Here is a 24568-nt window from a genome sequence, read left to right as displayed (position 1 = left end):
TTGTAAATTTTCTTTTCAGATTGTTATATATTGTGTGGTCTTTACATTTCAGGAGGCAGGATGAAAACCGTTGGGGTGATTGCAGGAAATGCTGCAGATGTGCAAACAATACAAGGTCTAGGCCTTGCTCTTGCTGAGATTGATGCAATTCCTGATGCTATTAAAATAGGAGCGTTTACATCGACAGATGAACTAGCTCGGGTCTCTCATTTTTTACTCCCATACTCTGGGTTTTTAGTTGTGGATTGCTCTTTCCCCGTACAGAGCATTCATAAAATCGCTTCTAAGGTCGATCTCTGGATCTTGAATGTTCATGAAGCAGAACTCATTTTAAATTGCACAATCAATTCCCAGGATGCATGCGAAAAGGCGGCTGAACAATTAATTGCTCTTGGAGTGAACAGCGTACTTATTAAAGCCGAGCAGCAACATGAGCCGTTATGGATTCATGATTATTGGAGTAATGGTTCTCGTTCTTTTTGGCTGACCCAACAACGTTATGCAGAGGCTAATTATTCTGAGGCGGGTAGCACTTTTTCAACAGCAATTACCTCGGCATTAGTGCTTGGTTATACTATAGAAGATGCGTTGGTTATTGCTAAGATGTATGTCAATCAGGCAATACGTTTGGCTAAAACAGAGCTTTATTATGGTAGTTTTCCCGAGATAGAACTAGATTTGCCCTATATCGCCGCACACCCGATCTATTCTGCACCAAAGCCATTTAAAACATCCCCTTATTTAGGGCTTTATCCCGTTGTCGACAGCGCTGATTGGGTAGAGACTTTATTGAACGCGGGAGTAAAAACCATCCAATTACGTATTAAAGAACGAACGTACGGTATTGAAAAAGAGATGAAACGTAGCATTATTTTAGCAAAGGAACATCAGGCAATTCTATTTATTAATGATCATTGGGATCTAGCATTAAAGCTTGATGCGCAGGCAATTCATTTAGGACAGGCTGATTTGGAGACCGCGGATTTGGAGGCCATTCACGCTAAAGGAGTTTTATTAGGTGTAAGTACCTATTGTTATCATGAAGTGGCCCGTGCTCATGCAATTCATCCTTCTTATATTGCAATTGGTCCTGTTTATCCAACCCAAAGTAAGGATTTGGATTATGCGGCTCAAGGCATTGAAAACTTATACCGTTGGAAGCGCACATTGAGCTACCCTTTAGTTGCGATTGGAGGAATAAACCACGAGAGAATAGCAGATGTTGCAGCTACAGGGGTATGTGGAATTGCTCTTATTTCGGCTATTACGCAAGCAGCTGATCCACAAATAGCAACAAAACAGTTATTAGACATGTTATCTTGAGGTCCTTCGTCGTAAACTGTTAAGATGAATTTCGAGGCTGGTGCTCTATTGCAGCTCCATCACCTTGAGATAAAACTAAAAATCTGCAAAATTAGCAGGGGAATTCCGCATCGATTCATTTACCTTCTAATCAATTCCCTATATGATGTCACGCGATTAAATTAATAGCAGTTTTAAGGAGATAATATGAGTTTTTTTATTAGCGATGCTATGGCCGCTGCAGGCACAACACCATCTGCTCAAGCTGATGGAACCTTTTCACTCATTATGATCGCCGCTATCTTTGTGTTGTTCTATTTCATGTTGATTAGACCACAGAATAAAAGAGCTAAGGAACATCGTGATTTGATAAGTCGCCTAAAGAAAGGGGATGAAATTGTTACTTCTGGCGGTATTTTGGCCCGTGTAGTTAACCTTGATGAGCAATACATTAAAGTGAGTCTTGCCGAAGGGATAGAAATCAACTTACAAAAAGGTGCTGTTGTAGCTGTATTGCCAAAGGGCACTATAAAGTCGCTTTAAGCCAGTCATAGGGACACGGAAATATGCAAAATAAATATCCTCTATGGAAAAACCTAATGCTGATAATTATTGCAGTCATTGGGTTCATCTATGCTTTACCTAATTTGTACTCAGAACATCCTGTGGTACAAATTTCAGCTGAAACGCCAGTTGATTATGATGTGCTAAAAGGTCAGATCGAAGCGGTTCTTCAAAAAGATAAGTTAGCATTTAGTGCGATTAATGCGACTAATGATGGTGTAGAAGTTATCTTCACATCTACTGACGCTCAGTTATTAGCGCGTGATGCGATTAAGAATGCTTTAGGTAATCAATACACGGTTGCATTAAACCTAGCATCATCAACTCCAGCTTGGTTGCGTTCTATTCGTGCTGAACCAATGAAACAAGGTTTAGACTTACGTGGTGGGGTGCACTTCTTATTAGAAGTTGATGTTGATAGTGTGATTAGCCGTCGCTATGAAGGCATCATGAAAAATATCGGTCAAGCTCTACGTGAAATTGGCGTGCGCTATTCGGGTATTCGTTATGTTGCTGAGAAAGGAGTTAACTTACGTTTCCGTGATCAAGAATCTATGGAAAAAGCTCTTACTGCGCTAAGAGACAAAATGCCTGATGTGCTTTTTGTTAAAAGCAAGGCAGAAAACGAGCTGGTTGCTTCCATTCCTCCTGCTGAACTAAATACCATGCGTCAAAATACGATTGAACAAACTATGAGTATTTTGCGTAATCGGGTAAATGAATTAGGAGTGGGTGAGGCAGTTGTTCAACAACAAGGTGCTACTCGTGTCGCAGTTGACTTACCTGGAATTCAGGATGCTGCTCGTGCGAAACAAATCCTTGGGGGTACTGCAACCTTACAATTCTATTTGGTTGATCAGGAAAATGATCCGCAAATTGCCAAACAAACTGGTTCTGTGCCTGTAAGCGATAAGTTGTACATGATGGATGGACATCCTATTCTCTTAAAAAGACAGGTTGTTTTAAGTGGAGATTCTATTACTTCCGCAGTATCCAGCTATGATCAACAAACGGCTACTCCAGCCGTACAGATTCAATTAGGCGGTGGCGGCGAAAGCTTATTCACTAAAGTAACTCGTGAAAACATTGGTAAGCGTATGGCGATTGTCTACGTAGAAACCAAGAATGACATGCAATTAATTAATGGTGTTGAAAGCCGCGTTACTCATAAAGAAGAGCGTGTAATTAGTGCACCAGTGATTCAAAATGCTTTAGGTAATAATTTCCAGATCACTGGATTAACTGATGCGAAAGAAGCAAGCAACCTGGCGTTATTACTAAGAGCAGGGGCACTTCCAGCAGCGATTTATCCTATTGAAGAGCGAACTGTAGGACCTACTTTAGGTAAAGAAAATATTCATCGTGGTATGGTTTCTTTAGCAGTAGGTATGGGATTAATTTTAGTCCTGATGTTAGTCTACTACCGATTCTTTGGACTGATTGCTAATCTGGCCCTAGTACTTAATTTGATTTTATTATGCGCCTTGTTATCAATAATTGATGCAACCTTAACTCTTCCCGGAATAGCGGGGATAGTACTTACCGTAGGTATGGCCGTTGACGCCAACGTGTTGATTTACGAACGTATTCGCGAAGAGTTGCGTCATGGATTATCACCTCAAGCAGCAATTTATGCAGGTTATGAGCGTGCTTTTTCGACCATTCTTGATGCGAACGTGACTACCTTGATTGTAGCCATCATTCTGTTTGCAGTAGGTACCGGCCCTGTACGTGGATTTGCCGTAACTCTTTCCTTAGGGTTATTAACGTCCATGCTAACAGGTATTACATTCACTCGTGCGATCGTCAATTGGTATTATGGTGGCCGTACCGTGAAAAAATTATCCATAGGTATTTAAGGCGAGGCTCAGATGGAATTTTTTAATCCAAATTCAAAAGTGGACTTTATGGGCGCTCGTCGTTGGACGGCGCTGTTCTCTATATTAATTTTTGTTGTTTCAATCGGAGCTTTGTTAATTCATGGCCTAAAATGGGGGCTTGATTTTACTGGCGGAACTCAGATTGAAGTCTCGTATCCGCAGGCGGCTGATCTCTCTGAAATTAGAAGTAGCTTAAGTAATGCCGGCTTTAAAGAAGCTCAGGTAGTCAGTTATGGTACTTCTAGAGACGTGCTGATTAGTATTGCTCCTAGAGAAGATATTGATCAAACTCATATGGTTAATCAAGTAATGAGTGCTTTACCTGGGGCCGTGAAACAACGAGTTGATTTCGTTGGACCGCAGGTAGGGCAGGAGTTAGCAACTAAAGGAGCGTTGGCGGTTGTCGTTTCTTTATTGGCAACTATGATTTATATCGCAATGCGTTTTGAATATCGCCTGGCGGTAAGTTCTGCTGTTGCTCTGATCCATGACCCTGTGCTAATTCTGGGCATCTTTGCCTTTTTTGGTATTGAGTTTGACTTGAAGGCATTAGCCGGTCTATTAGCGGTTATTGGTTATTCGTTAAATGATACTATCGTAGTATTTGACCGGGTTCGTGAGAATTTTATTAAAATTCGTCGTGGCACCCCGATAGAAATCATGAACATATCCATTAACCAGACCTTGTCTAGAACAATTATGACCTCATTGTTAACTCTTTTCGTGGTGGTTGCTCTATTCGTTTATGGTGGAGAAGCAATTCATGGATTCTCATTGGCATTAATTATAGGTATCCTTATTGGAACCTACTCATCTATCTATGTAGCTGGAGCATTAGCTGTAGCGATGGGATTAGATAGAAAAGACTTTATGCCAAGCCAACGCAAAGAACTGGATGATCGTCCTTAACAAATCGCATCCTGGTTGCTCGCAACCAGGTTTTCCTCCCGAAAATACTCTTAAACCGTAAATAGAATCTTAATCTTAGTTTGACCACGGTATCCAGATTTATTGAGTCTCACACGTTGCCCTTATGAATACCGAGGTCAAGCGGGCTATTTAGATTTTAAGGGGTTAGCAAAGACGCCCCCTCGGGAGCAGTTTCATCAAGCTCTTCTATTTTCGGGCCATTAGCATTTGCTTTTAGTTTTTCATTGAGCTCCTTAATAACCAATGACATTTGATCATCAATACTTGGATCAACAAGCTTACCATCTACAGTAATTTCCCCATTTTCAGTAATTTGTAATCTTGGTTCAGGCATCAACTGTTGAGGAACCACATTAAGCTGAATTGGATGACCATGCACAGCAGGGACTCCCTTAGCAATGCAAATACCGTCTAATGGGGCAAGGCTTGGTGGCTGAGAAGAATAGTTGGCTAAGAATGAGCCTGTAGCTCTAAGGAGATTATAAGCAATATCAAAGGGCAAACCGGCCACTTGACCCGTGTATTGACCAATCAGCCGCCCAGCCGTTCCGGACATACTTGAAAAACTGAAGTTACAAAATGTAGAGATAAGTCTGGATGCAATTGTTGGCGCTAATAAAGCGACCCCCGCAATATTAGTTGGGCCTATGAATAATAGGGCGCTACTAACCCAAGAGGTAACCTCAAGACGAGGCGTTATTGCTGCCGATGAACTACTCACGGCTCCTGCTACTACCCAACCTATAGTTAAACCAACATAATAGAAGGTTTCCCCAAAAACTGGCGCAAAAGTGTTGCCCACAGGAAGATAGCTTGGTGGAGGTCTGGGTGTTGTTTTCTTTTTTTGCTGCTGGGCAATGAAGTCAGAGAATAATTTCCATTCGGATTCAGTAAACCCTGGATGCTTTAGTTGCTGTAGCTCATGATTGAGATGCGTCAGTGCATCTTGTGTTGTAATTAATTTGTTAGCCGTCTCATAGCAACTTTGCTTGTCTTCTTCATCCAGGAAGTTTTCAGGGGTAAGCCCTAGATATTCATTGATTAATTGGTAAAGGGCAGATTTTTCCTCACATTTGCCAATTTGATGTTGCAGATAAGTCTGTCTAATTTCTTCTTGCACACAGAGGGCTGCTGCGATCACAATTCGTGAAGCCATTAGATTGGCTTGAAATTCATGCTGTGTTGTAAATTTTTCATCTTTATGAAGAAAATGTTCTAGAACCGCGATTGTTTTCTCAAGAAATGAGATTTGTCTATTTCTGGTTTGAACATCAGTAGCCCCAAAAAAGGTAAGCCATGATGTGGGGGCTTTATCTAAATTGATTTGCCGTCTTTCTTCGTAATCTTTACGCAAATTCTTGAATTTTTCTATGCTTCCCGCTACTAGAATGAATTGCATGATGTCTCCCGTCCTTAGATGTTCGCCTTAAGCTTGCCAAAGCAAACAGCGTTTATCCTGTTGTATATTTATCTTACTTTGTCATTGTCTAAATGCAATGTTATTTGATTGTTTTTTATTGAAATAGTGTAGACTACTTTTTATTTAACAATTAACTTATTGAAATGATGATTTTTTTCTAGATTATGATACTTTTAGTATCCTTTGTATTACTGACACATTGTGGCAGTACATGAGTTTTATTAAGTTTTGGCCTAAATAAAGGTGATTGAATTGATGAATGACACGGTAAAGGTAAGTTTCACAGAACGACTAAAAAATTTCTTCTTGCTGCTTCGTGTATCTCATTGGTCTAAAGCAGTTTTTGTAATGGTAGGGTTTTGCTATACGCCAATCCCTGGATATTTTGTGCCTGCACTATTGGCTTCTTTAGCTTTTTGTTTGATTTCCAGTGCAGTTTATATTTATAACGATATTGAGGATCGTACCGAGGATAGCTTACATCCTCATAAGCGTCATCGCCCATTAGCCAGTGAAAAAGTTTCAGTAACTGAGGCCATCATCACTCTGTTTTTACTACTGGTTACCGGTCTTGCTTTAGGTTGGTTGATTTCAAAAAAATTAGCCCTGATCCTTTGTTTTTACTTGGTGATTAATCTTGCGTATAACCATATATTCAAGCTTATTCCCATCTGTGATGTGTTGTGTATTGCTGCGGGCTTCATGTTGCGTGTATTAGCAGGAACAATTGGTATAGGCCTTTCTATATCCACTTGGCTTGTTATCGCGGCCACCTTGCTTAGCCTTTATATTGCATTAAATAAGCGCCGACTCGAGATGCGCTTAGGATTAAAGAATGCAACCCGGTCCGTATTAAAAAAATATAATCCAATGATGCTCCATATTTTGATTGTTGCTGCGGGTATTGCGACATTTAGTACTTATATTTTCTATATCATTTATGCACGAGATGAGTCATTTTACTTTATGTTAACGGTACCTTTTGCCGCGATTGCTTTATGGCGTTTTGGCTGGCTTGCAACTCTAGATATTGAAAATGATGATCCGATAATTGTTTTTATACATGACCGATTATCACGTATAAACCTGTGGTGTTTTGTTGTATTGACTTTTTTGGCTCTAACTCAATGAAATATCATTTTCGCTGGTATGACAGCATTATTGCGGTACTGGCGATCTATTTGTTTTTGTTTCAGGTTCAGGCAATATGGCCTTTTACCATTGATGACATGTACATTTCCTTACGCTACGCCAAAAACTGGGCATTAGGGAATGGATTATTGTGGAATGTACATGCACCACCGGTAGAAGGTTATTCGAATTTTAGTTTTGTAGTCCTAGCAGCTTTTGCCTTATCGTTAAAAGTGGATCCCGTTATTGTTTTAAAAGCCGCTGGTGTGTTAGGGCTTTTTTTCACCTGTTTTTTCCTTTATTTAATAACGCGCTTTTGGTTTGAGCAAAGAAGTGCACTCCTGCCGTGTATTGCTTTGCTATTTTATAAAGGACAGATTATTTGGGCTGTAAGTGGTTTGGAAACAGCCCTTTATCAGGCATTTATTTGTGGTTCCGTGTATTTTTGTTTTCGAGGGATGGGGTATCAGCATTATCCCAAAACAAGAGGCGAACCCCAAGGCTATGCCTTTATTTTGGCAGGATTATGTCTTACTTTAGCAGGATTAACACGTCCCGAAGCACCTGCCTTAATGGTTTTATTCTTTATTCTTTTGTGTTGGGATCGGCCTCAGGAAGGAGGGATATCTTATTGGCGCGGTATTATTCTATTTACACTTACCTTAGCTATTTTTTTTATACCCTACTTTAGTTGGCGTTTTTTCTATTTTGGCTATTTGTTTCCCAACTCCGTATATTGTAAAGGGGTGACAAAAGCCTTTAGTCTCTCTTTAGATTTCAATTACCTAAAACTGATTTGGCCTTTTGCTTTATTAGCTTTAATAGCATGCATCAAAATACCTGATAAGCGGTATTATTTTTTATGGCTACCCAGCCTTGCTTATTTGTTGATGTTGGCCGATGCAGATCCCATAGTTGCTTTTGATAATCGGCTTTTTTTACCCGCGCTTGCTTTGTTGCTTCCGCTGGCATTGCAAGGTGTTAATTGGATTGCTTCGCAATATGTGCAGAATAGCTCATTAGCTTTAAATGTTTTATTTTTGGGAATAGCTCTTATGTTTATTCCAAAAATGTCCTTGTTGGATTATCGCTATTTCAGTCAAAACCCCCAAAAAGGAGAGCGATTGCGAGAAGAAGTAATACAGTGGTTAAAGGCAAACACCAAACCAGGATGGGATGTGGTTTTGGCCGACAGCGGGATGATTCCTTATTACAGTGATTTGAACTTCATTGACTCCTATTGTTTGAACAACTTGGCTATGGGGCATTCTTTCGCGAAACAACGATATGAGCAGTTTTGCCGAGAAATAATGCAGAGGAAACCGGATATCATTATCTTAACTTCGCTAGTTGAGCAGGGAAGGGTAATTTATACTCCAAGTGACCTGTGTTTAGCATCAGCTCTTAAAAAACAGAATGACTACACATTACGTCAATCTTTTAATACCAATGACCTTAAGTCTACCTATCGATATGAATTATTTTCTCATCATAAATAGAGCTTGCTGAGACACAAGGAAATAATTTATCTAAATTTCATACAATTTCTGATGTTATAATCAACAACATAGTGTACTATCTCTACCTCGAAATGGATTGAGTGCCTTATAGTTTATGATGCAAAAATTAATATTCTTTATGAGAAAATTCTTATTCAAATTGCCTGTCATTTCCTATGATATTTTGGCAATTCCCGTGGCATGGTATGCTGCTTATTGGCTACGTTATAACATGCAGCCATTCCCCAAAATGTTAACCTCTACACATTCATATATGGCTTTGGCCTTATTAACAGGAATTCAGACTGCCTGTTATTTTTATTTCAAAACCTATCGGGGCTTATGGCGCTTTTCCTCATTAAACGACGTGATGCGAATAATAAAAGCCGCTATCAGCACCGTCATGTTGGTTATTCCTGTTTTCTATCTCAGTTCAATTGTACATCATTTACCGCGCTCCATTTTGCCGCTGTATTTTATGATTTTGACTACTCTGCTTTGTGCGGGTCGATTAATTACCCGCCTATATTGGGATAAAAAGGCAAGAGGGCATACTTTAACGGACATTAAGCGTGTTTTAATCGTAGGTGCTGGCTTGGCTGGTGAAAGTTTAGCGCGTGATTTAAAACGCAGTCAAAATTATCAACCGGTAGGCTTTGTTGATGACAATGCTGGAAAGCGTGGTTTGGAGGTTCATGGTATTCCCGTGATAGGTACGATTAGCCAGCTTGCTGACCGTGTCAACGAGTTTTCAATTGATTTAGTGTTTATCGCGATCCCTTCAGCACGTTCTGCGGCGATGCGACGTATTGTCAATTATTGTGAGAATTGTAACGTTCCTTTTAGGACCTTACCTAGTATTACCGCCCTGGCTTCTGGCAGGGTGGAAGTTAATGCATTACGACCGGTAAATATTGAGGATTTATTAGGGCGAGATGAAGTTTATCTGGAATGGGATAAATTAACCGCAGGTATTGCAGGAAAAAGCGTGTTGGTGACCGGGGGAGGAGGCTCTATTGGTTCCGAGCTTTGCCGGCAAATTATGGCTCTTAAACCTGCGAGTATCGCCATCGTAGAAAACAGCGAATTTAGTTTGTATCAAATTGAGCAGGAATTAAAAGATAAGTTCCCGAGTATTCCGTTGAAGCTTTATTTAGTAAGCATTACTGACGAAGTAGCGATTAAAAATGTATTTGCTGAATTTAAGCCAGAGATCGTTTTCCATGCGGCTGCTTATAAACACGTTCCGCTGTTGCAAGATCAAATACGCGTTGCTGTGCTGAACAATGTGCTGGGCACACAAATTGTCGCTAAAGCGAGCGAAGTCAGTGGTGTGGAAAAATTTATTTTGATTTCTTCGGATAAGGCCGTTAATCCAACCAATATCATGGGAACCACCAAACGCGTCGCTGAAATTTACTGTCAGAATATGAATCGCCGTGTAAAAACGCAATTTATCACTGTGCGCTTTGGGAACGTTTTAGGCTCAGCAGGCAGTGTGGTGCCTTTGTTCCAAAAACAATTAAAAGTTGGTGGGCCAATAACGGTAACACATCCTGACATGCAACGTTATTTTATGACGATTCCTGAGGCTTGCCAGCTAATTTTACAAGCTATGGTTAATGGCTCCGGTGGCGAGATTTTTGTATTGGATATGGGCGAACCAGTTAAAATCAGTTACTTGGCCGAACAAATGATTCGTTTAGCAGGAAAAGAGCCAGGAAAAGACATCCAAATTGAATACACCGGCCTACGTCCAGGTGAAAAGCTCTTTGAAGAATTATTCCATGAATCAGAACAGCTTGCACCAACGGAGCATGAGAAATTATTTAAAGCTAAATATCGAGAGTTGAATTGGGACGAGCTAACAGAAACAATGTGTTTATTGAATCATGCCTGTGCCGAATACCATACTGGGGAGTTATACGTTTTATTGAAGAGCTTAGTGCCGGAGTTCCATACGACCGACTTGCCGATATCGATTGTATAAAGAGAGATTTGTAATATGATAATAACCTATGATGATTTTGCGAAAGTAGACCTACGTTCTGGTACGATTGTTAAGGTTGAGGCTTTTCCGCGTGCTATAAAACCTGCTTATAAAGTATGGGTTGATTTTGGCAATGAGATTGGAATATTACAGACCTCAGCACAAATTACAGTACATTATGCTCCTGAAACCCTGATAGGACGTTCCGTAGTAGGTTGTGTCAATTTAGGTGAGAAAAATGTAGCAGGGTTTGTATCGCAATTTCTTCTAGTTGGTTTCTCCGACGCTAACGGCGCTATTTGCTTAATAACCACTGACCCCCAAGTACCCAACGGCGAAAAATTGCATTAAACGAGCTTAAATCAAAACGACGTAGCCTGGATGTAAGCAACCAGGCTAAGCTAAATATCAAGGGAAATTATACCGGCGGGAATAAATCTTGAAATTTTACCCGCGTCTTAAGATGTAAGGCCTTACGTCGTTTCTTAGATAAATCAAATAGCTTATAAATAATCATGGGAACAATAAAGCTTATCACTCCAATATAAAATGCTAATCTATAAGCAGGATCCTTATTAAGCACCAAGAAAAATAAAGCAATACACATTAAGACAATTGCACAAATGCCAGTATAAGGAGAATAAGGAGTTACATAACGAAGATTCTCAGTAGTATACCCGGCTTGATACAACCGGCTTCGGAATCTAATTTGTGAAAGACATAAAGAAATCCACGCCAAAGTTCCAGTAAAGCCAGAGACTAAAAGTAGGGAAATATAGAGTGTTGTTTGCCCAAAGAAGAAACCAACACCTAGCAATACCCACACCATAACCAAAGTTGCGATTACTGCATTTTGTGGAACAGAGTTCTGATTGAACTTAGCAAAAGTATGAGGCGCCATCCCGTCACGAGCAAGCGCATTCAAGGCGCGAACTGTGCCATAAAAGCCTGAGTTAGCGCAAGATAGGGTAGCGGTAAGGGTAACAAAGCTTGTGACCGTACCCGCCCATTTTAAGTCATACAAGTTAAGTGCATCAGCAAATACGGAATTAGCTAAACCTGCTTTTTGCCAAGGGAAAATTAATACCAGACAAAATATAGGAATAATGTAGATAAAGAGGATTCTAAAGGTAACATTACGAATCGCATGAGGAATCATTCGCGCAGGATTTTCAGACTCACCCGCAGCAAGACCAATGATTTCTGAGCCCTGATAATTTACCAGCAAAAGTACCATGGCAGTCAATAAAGGCATCACCCCATTCGGAAGCATCCCTCCTTCACCTAAGATGTATCGAGTACCAATAACGCCAGCAGGCTCACTGCCATGAACAAGGCCAAAGAAAATTAAAATAGCTAAAATAACAAATCCCAGCAAAGCGAGAATTTTAATCAAGGCCAGCCAAAATTCAATTTCTCCAAAGGTATCGACTTTAGCGAGGTTAATGTAGGTAATTAAGAGGCCAAAGCAAATAGCCCAAACATAACCATTGACTCCGGTAAACATCTCCATGATGATACCCCCCGCGACACACTCCGCAGGAATATAGGCTACCCAACTAATCCAATAGGACCAACCCACGCCGCAAGCCACAGAAGGGGATATAAAATCAGCCGTGTAGGTTACAAATGAACCTGAAATGGGGATAGCAACAGCCAGCTCACCCATACAAAGCATAGTTAAGAAAATGATTAAGCCACCGAGTACATAGGCTATAAAAACCGCAGGACCAACTAGGTTAATAACCTCGCCTGTACCTAAGAAATAGCCGGACCCAATAATACCCCCAAGGGCAATCAATTGAACATGTCGATCCTTCAATCCACGGTTGTAACCACTATCTTTAATAGGCTTAGTTACTTTTGAAATACTATTATCCACGGGCTGTTTATTTCTCACACTATGTTAGGTTAACTCTGATGAACTAATGGTATATTCATCTCAAAAAATTTAAAACCATTCTCTCTTAAAACGAGAAAAATAGTTTACAATAAATACCTAAATCGCACCAAAGCAAGCGAAAGCGCAACTCAATGTAGTATTTTTGAGCATTTTTAACTATTTTTGACAAAAACGCAAGCGATTATAGGAAAAAATGGGTCATTACACAACAATGAAAATGACTTATTACATCTCTTCTGACCTACATTATACTTTTTGATATTGCTGGCGCAATTTACTTGGCGGTCAGTTGATTCGTAATCAAAAGGTCTGTGGTTTGGTTCCGAGCAACGGCATAGTATAATCAATAAGTTACGTAACTTTGAAATTTTATTTTGGTTGTGTGTCGAATATATGTCGAATGATCAAAACGATAATTTTATCAAATATGAGTTTTTATAGTTTATAATTATTTAATGTTATTTATGTTCTCACGGTCATCTTATGATATTCATTTCTCATAACCATATGGATAAGACAATTATCGAACCAATAGCCTTAAGGCTACGTGAGATATTTGGTGAAGATAAGGTATTTTATGACTCTTGGTCGATACAGCCTGGAGATGGAATCATAGATAAAATGAATCAAGCATTAGGTGCATGTCAGCTTTTTTTATTTTTTGTGTCAAAAAATAGTCTGCTGAGTAATATGGTAAAGCTTGAGTGGCAAAATGCTATTATGAAATCAACAGGAACAGACATAAAAATAATTCCAGTTAAATTAGATTCATGTCTAATGCCCCCAATTTTAATGCAAAGCTTATATATAGATTTATTTGGGCAAGGTTTAGAAATAGCACTTCGGCAAATTGTGGATGTAGCTGAAGGGAGAAATACCTTCCAACCCGGGCCTCAGCACTTTTCAAATTTACGAGCATACTTCTATAAAGAGGAAGAAAAAACCATTATCGAGTGCCATGCTGAGCACTTTTTAGAACCGATTTCTTCTTTTTTTGTTCTTGTTGAAAATCAAGAAAACGAAATATCAATTAAATATAGAGGTTCCATGTATATGGATGGTAAGTTTCAAGAGATTAAACTTGATAACGGACAAGTCTATAATGGAAAAAACCTAGGGATAGATAGAGGAACTTTACCTGGCTTTCCATTTATTATCGAAATAACACCTCAGAACAATGCGACAGTAAAATTAAAGGGAGTTATGCACCAAAAGAGTCAAACTAAATGGGAGCAAATTCCTTTAAGCTTAAAAACGTCCTGAAATCAAATTTCGTTTTCCTTCAGAGAAAACAGATAAAATCCTATATACTGTATTTAAATAACGTTGAATATAATAGATATTTTTACAAACTATTTTATAAAAAGGCTGGTACAAATGGGACAAGTGGTACACCCTTGTGGTTACTGGGTAAGCGGCGTTCCACTATCAAAATCGACGGTGGAACCAGTGGGACAATTAATAGTCGTCAGACCATACTTTCTCAGTAAAAACATAACATCTAGGAATGCCAACTCCTTTAATCCTTCGTTTTTGTGAGGCGTTACCGTCATTGCCAGGCACTATCCAACCTGCATTAATAAGGACTTTATTCACCATTTTAGGTTCAAACCCTTGGCAAATCTCCTTCCTATAGACCTCGGATAAAACCATAAAGATTCGAAAACCTTCAGCATCAGTTCGATAAAAGCCAGCCCGATTATAAAGACGTTCACTATTGGGGTGATTTTCATTTTCAAACCTACTTGCTCCTTCTTTCTCAAAGAACGCACGAACTTGCGACAGTATGGCTCGGTCTTCTCTATTACCGTGCTCTCCAAAATTTTCAAGCCAAGCGTTAAAGCATTTTTCTGCCGCATTACATGCTGCACCACGCTTCCACCCAGTCAGTTCATAATGAGTCGCTATTTCACCAGCCATGGCAACCAATGCAAAACGTCTGGCTACTCGTTGAATTTGACCAGAGTGTTCTGGGTTAGTGACTTTAGCTACAAATTGCTGAATTTTATTAGTGAGTAGGGGGATTAATTCAGTGCGATGCTTCACAATTTTATGAAGCCATGCTATGCCAACAGCACCATGATATTGACTGACGGCTTTTTTTAACGAGAGTGACATAGAAGCTGGGTTTATATGATCATGCAACTGCTCAAATAACCCCATCTGAGCATCAGCATCCGCTTCAATATCTGCTAATCGAATTTCTTGGCCTGCATTACATCGTTGTCCTGCTTTTGCCATTAATGAAGTTAATGACTCCTCACCAGCCGATAAGAAGAGTAATGACCAACGCATGGATTGTCTTGCGGTGCCACAGCGAGAGGCTCGTGTTTTACCTTGACCATTGGCAAGTAGATATGCACATTCTCCAGCTTCTTTAGGATCCATCTGACTCAGCTCATCGAGGATTAATAATCCATCATTGTGAAGGGCTGCCAATCCTTCTAATCCATTTGCTGTACTTCGCCACAAACGAATATAACTGTCCGGCTTACCCCAAACAGAAGCCGCTACTTTTAAAGCTGTTGTCTTGCCTGATGATGAGGCGCCTCTGAAATGAAAACCACCCGAGTCTTCACCAACAAGATTAGCAAGGCTTGGTGCAAAGGCTGCGGAAATAGCAAATACCAAGCGAGAATTACCATCAGCCAGTCGTGAGATAGAGTTCCGCCAATCCTCAACATTACCCGCAACAGACAGGGCGGGTTCGAGACTATTAGCATTTTGAAAAACAATTTGATCGCTAGATTGCCCAATGGCTTCATTAGCAGTAACAAAAACGTCTTTATACCAACCCAATTTATCAACACAACGAGCACGCTCTTCAACTGGAAATACTTGGATATAGGAAGCTAATAAATCACGAGCAGTTTTACTTGGTGAGATAGTTAATCCCAATCGCGCTAGTTCTCGACGTACATCACTGGAATCTCCTTGTAATAAAGCCAAAGGCATAGCCCATTGATGCTTGATCCCATCATCATCAACCCACTCAAGTAATCGACCCCATTCTCCACTATTGGCATCACGAGTTTTAGCGACCACAGACAAAGAAGAGCAAATCCATCGAGGAGGTAGCTCATTATTATCTTTATCCTTGCCAACAAAAATCACACCATCTGAGGTTAACTGGAATAGTCCACCTGCATATTGAAACGATTTAATGCGTTTAGACTGTTTAAAATCAACATGATATATTTGTTCTGAATTCATTTTCATTCACTCCAACAACTGACGCTGGAAGGTGAGCCACCACCTTCCAATTATTCAATAAGACCAAAGCAAGAAAGGCTAAACCGCTTCTTGAAGGGTGTTATGAACACATTGGTGTTGAAGATAATTAAGAATATCCAATTTGCGATAGCGAACGGTACGACCAATTTTTAAGTAGGGTACCCCCTGACCAGCCCAACGGTTACGTTCAAGTAATTGAACTGAGCAATCTAAGACGGCGGCAAGTGTATTTTGATTAAATAGGGTAGATTCTGGAGCAGATTCGAATTCATTGATGAGTTGCAAGCGCGATACATTATTTTTAGACATAGTGATACCTTTCTTAAAAGAATTTTCATTCGACATTAAAAATGCCGCCAAAGAGGCTTTTTCCATAAATCCAATTTAAAAATTCCAGTGAACTGGTACTTTCTATCCAAAAATCCATATAGCTTTATAGCCATTTTCATAAAGCTATTTAAAACAACGAACAGATTATTACGTGGTTTGAAAATTAAAGTCAACAATTGAAAACAAATTCAAAGAAATTGTAACTAGAGTGAACAAATATGGGGTATTTGTCCCACGTGTACCATCAGTGATTTTGATGGTGGAACTTGTATAACTCAGTGAGATCAAGGTGTCCCATCTGTTCCACATGTACCACTGAAATTATTATCGCTACTCAAATTGCAGAGAAAATGGAGTATAATTTACACATGAAAACTACATCAGATTTTAATCCTGACCTTCAGGATAAAGAAATTCCCAATAATCTAACCCTTGAGGCTATAGAGGAGTTAGAAAGTGGCGGTGGAAAGAAGTATGCATCTTTTAAATCAATGATTGATGATTTGGAAGAAGATGAGAACACTTGATTTTGAGTTTACTCAAGCACATAGCTTTAAGATGGTTGTTTTTTTGCGCTAGTCTGTTGGAGATAATTGAATTTGGTACGCAGTGCGTGCCAAATTTAAATGCTCTCATAAATAATAAGTGAAAATGAACTTTCCGGAAATTCCGGATTGTTCATTTTTGGATTCGGTTTTGAGGAAATTTGATATAATTAAAGATATGAAAAGATTATCAGAAACAAATCCTCATCTACAGGATAAGGAGCAAGCTAAGCGCCTAAATGCTCGTTCAACGAGAACTTCTTGTGGAGTGGAAGGCATTAAAGCGAAAGATAAAGGCTTGACTCTAACAATCGACCATTCTCGTTCAAATGCTGTCTTAGAAGAAATGGAAAAAAGACTGCATAAAAGCTAACTGTCTCCATCTCTATGGATTTCGGATTGTTCATTTCGTTTATATTAAATTTGCAATACAAGTGGCCTAGGATTTCTTTTTCATAAAATTTTAACGTTATTCTATTTTGCTATTGAGTAGTCAAGGATTACTTGACTACTGAAAGTTCCTAATCTTATTTATAAACTTCAAATTAAGATTTTTCGCAATAAATCTTTTATACTCAATTTTAAATTATCCCGAAGAAAAGAATTTTCCAAGGGCGCAATATACATTGCTTTGCAATGTTGAAAAATTTGGTTTAAATATTTTCAACAACATATAATTTATTATGAATATTTGCTTCAAATAGGCGACATATATAAATATTAAAATTAAATGTCTTTTAGTAGGTTATTAAAGCGTGTTTTTAGATTAGCTATAATTTGGGTGGAATTTAAAGAGTCGAAATTTTTTACTTTTTTAATTTCTTCGATTTCATTAATTAAAAAAGGTTTAAGTTTCTTGTATGCATCTACAAGTTCTTGCCTGTCTTTTCGAGTGGTTACGTCATCTTCCAATGACTGAACAAGTTTTATTATGTCCTGGCCATGAAAAAGTGTTATAGAGTCTAATTCTTTTTTAGCCTCTGGGGAGATCCCAATAATTTTTTCAGACTGTAGTTTATAATCAATTGATTTCAATAATTCTTTTTTATTCCAAGAACTATATTCCACTAACTCTGTAGCCGCAACACGATTATATAAAGTGGATAATAGACTGCCAAGTTTGGCCTGATAATCTTTTTTTAGAGAGAGGATTTTATTTGTGGCTATTAAGTCATAGTGTTCAACTCTAAGAGGATAGCTAAAATTTAGTACAGCAATCATTTCTGAATGCAGAGGTTGTTTACAAGGTAAATATAGGTGTGCTTTAGTATTGGCATTGTTGATCAAGTCATAAATTTTATTTCGAAGAGCGTTATAATCGTTTAGTTTAATAATATTTGTATCGTCTATTTGCTTAGGTTTTAGATTGTCAACTTCCCTTTTTAAGAAATTAGCTAAAGGTCTTAAAATACAAAGATTGATGTGGTTAACTTTTGGTCTTTCTTTAACTAAATCACATGTTTGGCTCGTGACCATTAAAAACTCGAGATCGTATTTAATATTGAAGTGAGAAAGGAATTCATTTTTTAGCTCATCATTAAAATGAATTATGTCTCCTTGTTCCAAAAACTCAGAGGGCTTACTTTTAAAAATGTAGCCAGAGGGAATTTTCTTTTTCATAGTTTATATATTTTCAAATTTTTCTTTTGATTCCATTAACTTGATTAATTCATCATATTTATCAGTGGCACGATGAGTTTTCTTTTTTTCATCTATAATATTGTCAATTAAGCCCAAAAGTTTATTGCTCGCATGTTTTTTGGGTGATTTATCTTTATTTTTTTTGAAGTTCGTCATGTTCGCTCCATTCAATCTTTACCATTAAGTTAAGTATAGATTAGTATTAATTATAGTGAGAAAGGTGCTTTTAAAAGCAAATTTTTATAATTTTGAAGTAATAAGGTCAGACCTTACCTTTTACCTTTTGTTTAAAATTGCAAAACAAGATCTACTCCCTAGATCCTTTCGTAACTTGCTGTAAGCTTCTACTTAGTTGAGTTATCGACAAAATGTCGACACCTCAGGTTACCTTGATGAAAGATAACAATTCATCATTGGAGTACGTTTAGTTTTTTTCCGCATCATGATTAGGCAGCTCACTTAAAATTGCACGCTCACGCTCTAATTCAGCACGCAGCTCTTCTTCAGTAGGTAAGTAGTGTAAGTATTTCGATGCAAAAAGTTGTTTGCTTTCCGTTAATACAGAATATTTAGCAACAGCTTCACTTTTTTCACTGCATAAAATTAATCCTATCGTAGGGTTATCATCAGAGCCTTTGCGATGCTGATCGTAAATTCTGACGTAAGTATCCATTTGTCCTACATCTTGATGAGTAAGTTTGCCAATTTTTAAGTCGATAAGTAGGAAACATTTGAGTTTAAAGTTGTAAAATACTAAATCAATATAAAAATCCTGATCTTCTGTAGCAATCCGTTGTTGACGTTCTACAAACGCAAAGCCTTTGCCAAGTTCTAGTAAAAATTGTTGTAGATTATTGATAAGGGCTTGTTCTAGATTACTCTCTAATGCTGAGGCATGGGGTAGATTTAAAAACTCTAGAATATAAGGATCACGTAGATAATTCTTTGGATCATTTTTTAAAGGCTCAATATGAGTATTAGCCTCGTCAATGACCGGTTGTTTAACTTTACTTGATAGTAAGCGCTCATAATATAATTTATCGATTTGCCGTTCTAAAGCTCGAGAGCTCCAGCTATGATCAATACTTTCTTGTAAATACCAATTACGGGCAGCTTCATTTTCAACACGTAACAAAATGCGATAATGAGTCCAACTTAATTCGGAACGCACTGCGTTCCAAATTGGATAGGCCAGATAAAATGCACGCATATGTCTCAAGTTACGTTCAATAAAACCCTTTCCAAATTCAGTTTGTAGTTGATTAGCAAGTGACTTTAATTGCTGTTTACCATAAGCAGCTCGATTTTCTCCCAGTTGCTCATGCTCAACAATTAGACGACCTACATTCCAATAAACTTGTACCATTGTATTGTTAACGGTATTTTGCAGCTGAGTTCGTGCCTGGTTCAATATGGTGCGAATCGCTGTAAGCAATTCAGATGTAGTGGATAAACTCATTTTAAGACTCCATTTCTGTAGGCTGGATTATATCAGCTGACTTAACACAGCACATACACTCCAAAAAATAATTGGTAATCAGTTGCATAGGTTTTCTAAGACGCTCTACATCAGTAATAATATATCCTGCAGTGACATCATTAGACATTTTATGATTCATTAGCCGCTTAAGTGAATAAGAAGAGATATCTAAACTTTCGGCAATAGTTATAAAGGTTCGTCTCAAATCATGTACTGTAAAATGAACACCAGAAGCCTTGGTTACATGAGCCATTTGTTTACGTGGTTCGATAATGTGACCGGCAGCACCAGTTCCCGGAAAGACATAATCATTAATTTTCTTCTCATGACGGGTAATCAATAAATCATAGAGAAAATCTGAAAGGGGTAGAGTATGTGATTCATTATTCTTTGTTTTAAGGATAGTAAAAGTTTTTGCTGCTAAATCGACATTTTCCCATTTTAGAGTAGCTGCCTCCTCTCTGCGAAGACCTGTTAGTAAAATCAAGAGCAAATAATCTCTGAGAGTACTATTTTCTATTTTGTTAAGTCCTGTATACCAAGCTTCCAGTTCATGGGGTTTAATATAGGTTTGACGACGTTCTACACGATACCATGCACGAGTTTGGGACAGGCGTCTTACAGGATTCTCCATTATTAGTGATTTGCCTTGTGCATCTTCATATTGACCAGCAGCAAAATTGAAGAGGGCACGTAAAACACGCATTGCAAGGTTGGCATAGGCTTCACCATGTTCTGTTCCTAATTTTTCATGATGCTTGCTAATGCGATCTTTTGTAATTGACAAAATAGGCTTATTTTTCCAAGTAGGGAATGCCTTATCAATCATATGAGTGTAATTATTAATGGTTTTGGGTTTTAAGGTTTTCCGGGTTTGTAAGTATTCTTCAAAAACTTCGTTTAAAGTAATTTCACGCATGGATTGCGCTTTTTTCTCAGCAACTGGATCTTTACCCATGGCAATTTGTCCGAGTAGTTCTGTCGCTTTCTTTCGCGCCATATCGGGACTAATTTCGGGGTAACGACCAATAGTTATTCGATTAAGTTTTCTATTGATGAGCTTTTCAACAAAAAATGCTTTAGTGCCTCCTGAGGTGACACGTACGCCAAATCCTTTGAGGTTGTCATCGTAATATTTCTTTTGAGCACTTTGCCCTGTTTTAATCGGTTGGGGAATAGCTAAGTTCTCGATATTTGTTTTGTTGATTCGCATATAGTTCTCACTATTTAAATTGAGCGTGTCGTATCGTGTCGAATATGTGTCGAAGAATCAGGTCAAATTCATTAAAAGAACTTATAACCTAATATGGCTTTAATATCAAATAAATAAAGGGAGTTTAAAAGAAAATCATATCGTGTCGAAACAGCTAAAAACCGCTATTTTCTAATTCGTAATCAAAAGGTCTTCGGTTCGATTCCGCGTAGTGGTATTGAGTTTTAATTGAAATAATCATTTCTTGGGGCACTGGTGGGGCACTTAGGGATAACAAACCCTCGGTATTGATGCAGACAATTTAATTCAACCAATGGAAAAATATAGGCATTTTTTTCCTTTCAAATATATTGCCCTTATTTTATAAGGGTGGTTAATAAATTTTTATCTTAAATATAACGCAATATTTTTTTAAATAGAATGCCTAGGGTCAGCTTGCTTTTTGCTAACTTTTCGTCAGAAGATAAATGCCAGGTTGCTAGCCTTATTTACAATTAGGCAGTGATTAATAAAATGTTAGATTATTAATCATGAAATGGAATTGGCCGCTTGAGAATTAGCCTAATTTTACTTGGGACTTAGATAAATTAGTTGTGTATGAGCAGTCTTTTACTGAGAGAGCTGGGATTATTATTGGTTCTTCGCAACACATTTCTCAAGAAGGTAAGCAAAATTTATTTATCGATTTAATGTGTACGGATGCTTTGGATAGCTCTGAAATAGAAGGAGAGTATTTAAATAGAGATAGGCTTGTCTATAGAAGTTCCTAGAGCTAGCTTATCAACAGATCGAGTAATGCCCATGAACCTTAAAAAATAATCGGTAAGTAATTGCATTGGTTTTCTCAACCGTTCCAAATCATTAATGATATATCCTGCAGTGACATCATTAGAACATTTTATGGTTCATTAACCTTTTAACCGAATAAGAAGATATATCTAAACTTTCAGCAATTTTAATAAAAGTTCTTCTTAAATCATGCACAGTAAAATGAACACCAGAAGCCTTGGTCACATTATCCATTTGTTTACGGGGTCCAATAATATGACCAGCAGGGGCAGTACCCTGCAATACATAATCATTAGTTTTTCTTATATCACCTAGTAGCTCATGTAGAAAATCAGATATGAAAGGGAGTAGGGTGTTATTGTGGTTAGAACTACAGTAAGCATTATTGCAGCTTAGCTGCAATAATTCATCGAATAGGTATAAGGGTATTTTCAGCGTCCTCTCCGCACCCGGAATGATCTGCAATTGATGGTTTAAAAAAGGTGAATGCGGTAACACCACCAGCAATTGCTACTCCGGAGGCCGTAATCGTAGCTGCAACAGCTGTAGCTGCGCTTGCAGAAATAATCTCTGCAGCTATCAATGCGGGGACAATAACGGGCCATGCGAGGACGGCTATTGCAAGGCTTCCGAAACCCGCGGTAAAGAGGGCACCATACATCAGAAGTTCGAGGGTAGTATTGTCTTTAGAATCGGTACTGGAGTTTTCTGTTGCAGTGTGGATTTGCTTCGAAGACGTTGGGATAATTTTCTCTTTCTGTTGGGGATTCTCATTTGATCTTACAGTAACAACCTCTTCTTTTTTTGCTACGGGGGTAGTTTGGGGCGGCTTAGGTTGTACTGTTGGTAGTTGCTTTTTTGTAGAGACGGGTAATTGCAGCCAAGGATCATCCTCTTGCATTTGCAGTCCCTCTAAATAGGCCGCAAAGAAAGGATTTAAGCTGTCTGCTTGCGCTGCTTTAATACGCTCTTCCTCTGGCAATTTTATGAACTCTGCCAATGTATCCAGTTCTTGGATGTAATGGGTGGCTAGGGGTTTATTGGGTGTCTTAAGATTTAATCCCCAAAAACTGGGTTCTGCGAGGCCATCAGTATCTGCTAAACCGGAATCAAAATAAGTGGTATTGTGATGTGATCTAACTGGCAGTAACAAGTGATATCCAGCACCTACGGCACGATATAAATCGGCGAGAGCACCGTTTACAGTTTGTTGTTGTTTTAAGTCTGTAGACCATTTTTCCATGTTCGTGGTCGGTAGGCTAAGAACGGGATAACCTAAACTTCCTAAGTTCTGGGCGGGAATGGCCAAACCTGCACCACCTTTGATTGTGTAAAGATTAGTGCCTTTAAGATGATGGCTAGAGTTTCCTGGAAATAGGAAAACCACTTTTTTAGGATCTAAATTATTCTCTTTTGCCGCTTTTTGGACCGTGGGGATATCAATAAATCCTTCAACGTAAATAAACATAAATAGAGTATCGTTTGATAGTATAGTTTGTTAATTGTACAGTGAAGCATTGCTGGATTCTAGGCTTTGTCGCAAAAATAAAGTCATCCCCACTTAAATTAGCTTAGTTTCACTAAGAGCTGCGACAGACTCACAACCTTAAATGCTGCTGAACTCCAGAGCTTCTGCAAATTTTTCCGGGTTTGCATCTGTGCAAATTCATTTTGAGCCAAATTTTCTATCGGCCGAGGTGGATAAATTTTTATCAGTTGTAGGCTGGGCTGTTTAAGCCCAGCAATTTACTAGGAATTTCTATCCAAATTTGTTGGTTTTAAAGTAGGGGTTAGTAAACCCTATTAACTTGAACTAAAATTAATAAATAGGATTCTAAAAAAGAATAAAAAAAGACTGCACCTGAACGTTTAAGAAATCATATCCCTATAATCATAATTTTTATCACCGTTCACAATCAGTAGAATCAAGTTCACATTCGTTAAGATACGGAAGGAGAACGAAAATGAAAATATTGATGGTGTTAACTTCTCATGACCAATTGGGTAATACTGGGCGCAAGACAGGTTTCTGGCTTGAAGAGTTTGCCGCACCTTATTTTGTTTTTGCGGATGCAGGGGTTGAGTTAACCTTAGCCTCACCTATGGGGGGGCAGCCTCCTGTTGATCCGAAGAGTGATTTACCTGAAAATCAAACACCTGCTATGGAGCGTTTTAAAAAGGATGAGCAGGCGAAAAAAGCACTTTCTCAGACAGCTAAGCTTGCCGATATGAATGCTGATGATTTTGACACGATATTTTATGTGGGTGGTCACGGTCCTTTGTGGGATCTTGCTGAAAGCTTAGTTTCTATCAGGTTAATCGAGTCCTTTTATAATTCAGGCAAGCCTATTGCCCTGGTATGCCATTCACCTGGTGTATTGCATCGAGTAACTTATAAAGGTGCCCCACTTGTAAAAGGTAAGCGGATAACGGGTTTTTCTAATAGCGAAGAGGCTGCGGTGGAGCTCACTGATATGGTGCCATTTCTCGTTGAAGATGAACTGAAGCGACTTGGTGGTCTGTTTGAAAAAGCCCCTGATTGGCAGAGTTTTGTAATTGTTGATGGTCTTCTCATCACTGGGCAGAATCCTGCATCGTCTACGGCGGCAGCTCAGGCGCTGTTAAAGCTGATTGCACACAATAAGAGGGCTGCTTAGAGATATCTTATTATTGTCATTAACTTAAAGATTTTATTAATAAATTGTAGGTTGGGCCCA

At 38.6% G+C, this 24568-nt stretch carries 22 protein-coding genes and 1 pseudogene; 13 read left to right on the top strand and 10 right to left on the bottom strand.

Translation table 11 applies throughout. The features are described 5' to 3' along the window. Positions 1–60: 60 nt before the first annotated feature. The 4 genes from thiE to secF all read left to right on the top strand — a co-directional run bounded on the left by thiE (position 61) and on the right by secF (position 4655). Positions 61–1323 carry a thiamine phosphate synthase gene (gene thiE, locus E1P08_RS12760; RefSeq protein WP_133137394.1) on the top strand — a complete coding sequence of 421 codons (1263 nt, stop codon included), beginning with the start codon at positions 61–63 and terminating at the stop codon, positions 1321–1323. Between the two features lie 186 nt (positions 1324–1509). After that, the gene (gene yajC / locus E1P08_RS12755; protein WP_133137393.1) at positions 1510–1845 is read left to right on the top strand and encodes a preprotein translocase subunit YajC; all 336 of its coding nucleotides are present in this window, start codon (positions 1510–1512) and stop codon (positions 1843–1845) included. A gap of 23 nt (positions 1846–1868) precedes the next feature. After that, positions 1869–3725, top strand: coding sequence for a protein translocase subunit SecD (gene secD, locus E1P08_RS12750; protein WP_133137392.1), 1857 nt, complete (start codon positions 1869–1871; stop codon positions 3723–3725). A 12-nt stretch (positions 3726–3737) separates the two neighbouring features. Then, positions 3738–4655, top strand: coding sequence for a protein translocase subunit SecF (secF, locus tag E1P08_RS12745; protein ID WP_133137391.1), 918 nt, complete (start codon positions 3738–3740; stop codon positions 4653–4655). 157 nt (positions 4656–4812) lie between these two features. Here secF and E1P08_RS12740 read toward each other — a convergent pair whose 3' ends face one another. Further along, the gene (locus E1P08_RS12740) at positions 4813–6075 is read right to left on the bottom strand and encodes a hypothetical protein (protein ID WP_133137390.1); all 1263 of its coding nucleotides are present in this window, start codon (positions 6073–6075) and stop codon (positions 4813–4815) included. Between the two features lie 276 nt (positions 6076–6351). Between E1P08_RS12740 and E1P08_RS12735 the strand changes: the two genes are divergently transcribed. The 4 genes from E1P08_RS12735 to E1P08_RS12720 all read left to right on the top strand — a co-directional run bounded on the left by E1P08_RS12735 (position 6352) and on the right by E1P08_RS12720 (position 11067). Further along, on the top strand, positions 6352–7227 hold the full coding sequence (locus E1P08_RS12735) for a decaprenyl-phosphate phosphoribosyltransferase (RefSeq protein ID WP_423202231.1): 876 nt from the start codon (positions 6352–6354) through the stop codon (positions 7225–7227). Then, complete coding sequence (locus E1P08_RS12730; RefSeq protein ID WP_133137388.1) at positions 7224–8726, top strand: protein LphB; 1503 nt, start codon at positions 7224–7226, stop codon at positions 8724–8726. Before E1P08_RS12735 ends, E1P08_RS12730 begins: the two co-directional genes overlap by 4 nt. 118 nt (positions 8727–8844) lie before the next feature. Next, a complete protein-coding gene (locus E1P08_RS12725; RefSeq protein WP_242602461.1) occupies positions 8845–10716 on the top strand; it encodes a polysaccharide biosynthesis protein in 1872 nt (623 codons plus the stop codon). 15 nt (positions 10717–10731) lie between these two features. After that, positions 10732–11067: a tRNA-binding protein gene (locus E1P08_RS12720; RefSeq protein WP_133137386.1), complete on the top strand. Its 336-nt coding sequence runs from the start codon at positions 10732–10734 to the stop codon at positions 11065–11067. A 67-nt stretch (positions 11068–11134) separates the two neighbouring features. Here E1P08_RS12720 and E1P08_RS12715 read toward each other — a convergent pair whose 3' ends face one another. Further along, positions 11135–12598, bottom strand: coding sequence for an amino acid permease (locus E1P08_RS12715; protein WP_242602455.1), 1464 nt, complete (start codon positions 12596–12598; stop codon positions 11135–11137). Between the two features lie 504 nt (positions 12599–13102). Between E1P08_RS12715 and E1P08_RS12710 the strand changes: the two genes are divergently transcribed. Beyond that, the gene (locus tag E1P08_RS12710; RefSeq protein WP_133137384.1) at positions 13103–13882 is read left to right on the top strand and encodes a toll/interleukin-1 receptor domain-containing protein; all 780 of its coding nucleotides are present in this window, start codon (positions 13103–13105) and stop codon (positions 13880–13882) included. A gap of 195 nt (positions 13883–14077) precedes the next feature. On the opposite strand, the gene E1P08_RS12705 is transcribed toward E1P08_RS12710, so the two are convergent. Together E1P08_RS12705 and E1P08_RS12700 are read right to left on the bottom strand one after the other, a co-directional pair. Then, positions 14078–15832, bottom strand: coding sequence for a DUF927 domain-containing protein (locus tag E1P08_RS12705; protein ID WP_133137426.1), 1755 nt, complete (start codon positions 15830–15832; stop codon positions 14078–14080). A 78-nt stretch (positions 15833–15910) separates the two neighbouring features. Further along, positions 15911–16162, bottom strand: coding sequence for a hypothetical protein (locus tag E1P08_RS12700; RefSeq protein ID WP_061692146.1), 252 nt, complete (start codon positions 16160–16162; stop codon positions 15911–15913). A 389-nt stretch (positions 16163–16551) separates the two neighbouring features. Here E1P08_RS12700 and E1P08_RS12695 point away from each other — a divergent pair, with 389 nt between their 5' ends. Continuing rightward, the gene (locus tag E1P08_RS12695) at positions 16552–16710 is read left to right on the top strand and encodes a hypothetical protein (protein ID WP_165485172.1); all 159 of its coding nucleotides are present in this window, start codon (positions 16552–16554) and stop codon (positions 16708–16710) included. A 124-nt stretch (positions 16711–16834) separates the two neighbouring features. After that, positions 16835–17101, top strand: coding sequence for a hypothetical protein (locus tag E1P08_RS12690; protein ID WP_133137382.1), 267 nt, complete (start codon positions 16835–16837; stop codon positions 17099–17101). A 353-nt stretch (positions 17102–17454) separates the two neighbouring features. On the opposite strand, the gene E1P08_RS12685 is transcribed toward E1P08_RS12690, so the two are convergent. The 4 genes from E1P08_RS12685 to E1P08_RS12675 form a co-directional block, all read right to left on the bottom strand. Beyond that, positions 17455–18348: a hypothetical protein gene (locus E1P08_RS12685; protein ID WP_133137381.1), complete on the bottom strand. Its 894-nt coding sequence runs from the start codon at positions 18346–18348 to the stop codon at positions 17455–17457. A 3-nt stretch (positions 18349–18351) separates the two neighbouring features. Then, complete coding sequence (locus E1P08_RS17210) at positions 18352–18525, bottom strand: hypothetical protein (protein WP_165485171.1); 174 nt, start codon at positions 18523–18525, stop codon at positions 18352–18354. A gap of 268 nt (positions 18526–18793) precedes the next feature. Continuing rightward, positions 18794–19828: a PDDEXK nuclease domain-containing protein gene (locus E1P08_RS12680; RefSeq protein ID WP_133137380.1), complete on the bottom strand. Its 1035-nt coding sequence runs from the start codon at positions 19826–19828 to the stop codon at positions 18794–18796. A gap of 1 nt (position 19829) precedes the next feature. Next, positions 19830–21062: a tyrosine-type recombinase/integrase gene (locus E1P08_RS12675; RefSeq protein ID WP_133137379.1), complete on the bottom strand. Its 1233-nt coding sequence runs from the start codon at positions 21060–21062 to the stop codon at positions 19830–19832. Positions 21063–21655: 593 nt separating this feature from the next. Between E1P08_RS12675 and E1P08_RS17500 the strand changes: the two genes are divergently transcribed. Continuing rightward, positions 21656–21832, top strand: a complete 177-nt coding sequence (locus tag E1P08_RS17500; protein ID WP_242602454.1) for a DUF4172 domain-containing protein — start codon at positions 21656–21658, stop codon at positions 21830–21832. On the opposite strand, the pseudogene E1P08_RS17495 reads toward E1P08_RS17500, so the two are convergent. Continuing rightward, positions 21797–22223, bottom strand: a pseudogene (locus tag E1P08_RS17495) (site-specific integrase); the annotation flags it as partial. The gene E1P08_RS17500 and the pseudogene E1P08_RS17495 overlap by 36 nt on opposite strands. A gap of 34 nt (positions 22224–22257) precedes the next feature. Further along, a complete protein-coding gene (locus E1P08_RS12665; protein ID WP_133137378.1) occupies positions 22258–23319 on the bottom strand; it encodes a hypothetical protein in 1062 nt (353 codons plus the stop codon). Between the two features lie 496 nt (positions 23320–23815). On the opposite strand from E1P08_RS12665, the gene E1P08_RS12660 reads away from it, so the two are divergent. Next, entirely contained in the window at positions 23816–24508 is a 693-nt protein-coding gene (locus tag E1P08_RS12660) for a type 1 glutamine amidotransferase domain-containing protein (RefSeq protein ID WP_133137377.1), read from the top strand. Positions 24509–24568 lie beyond the last annotated feature (60 nt).

Origin of the sequence: Legionella rowbothamii (assembly GCF_900639985.1) — a bacterium.
GTDB classification, from domain to species: Bacteria; Pseudomonadota; Gammaproteobacteria; order Legionellales; family Legionellaceae; genus Legionella; species Legionella rowbothamii.
Note: the sequence above shows the minus strand (reverse complement) of the source record. Positions and strands in the feature narration are given on the sequence as shown.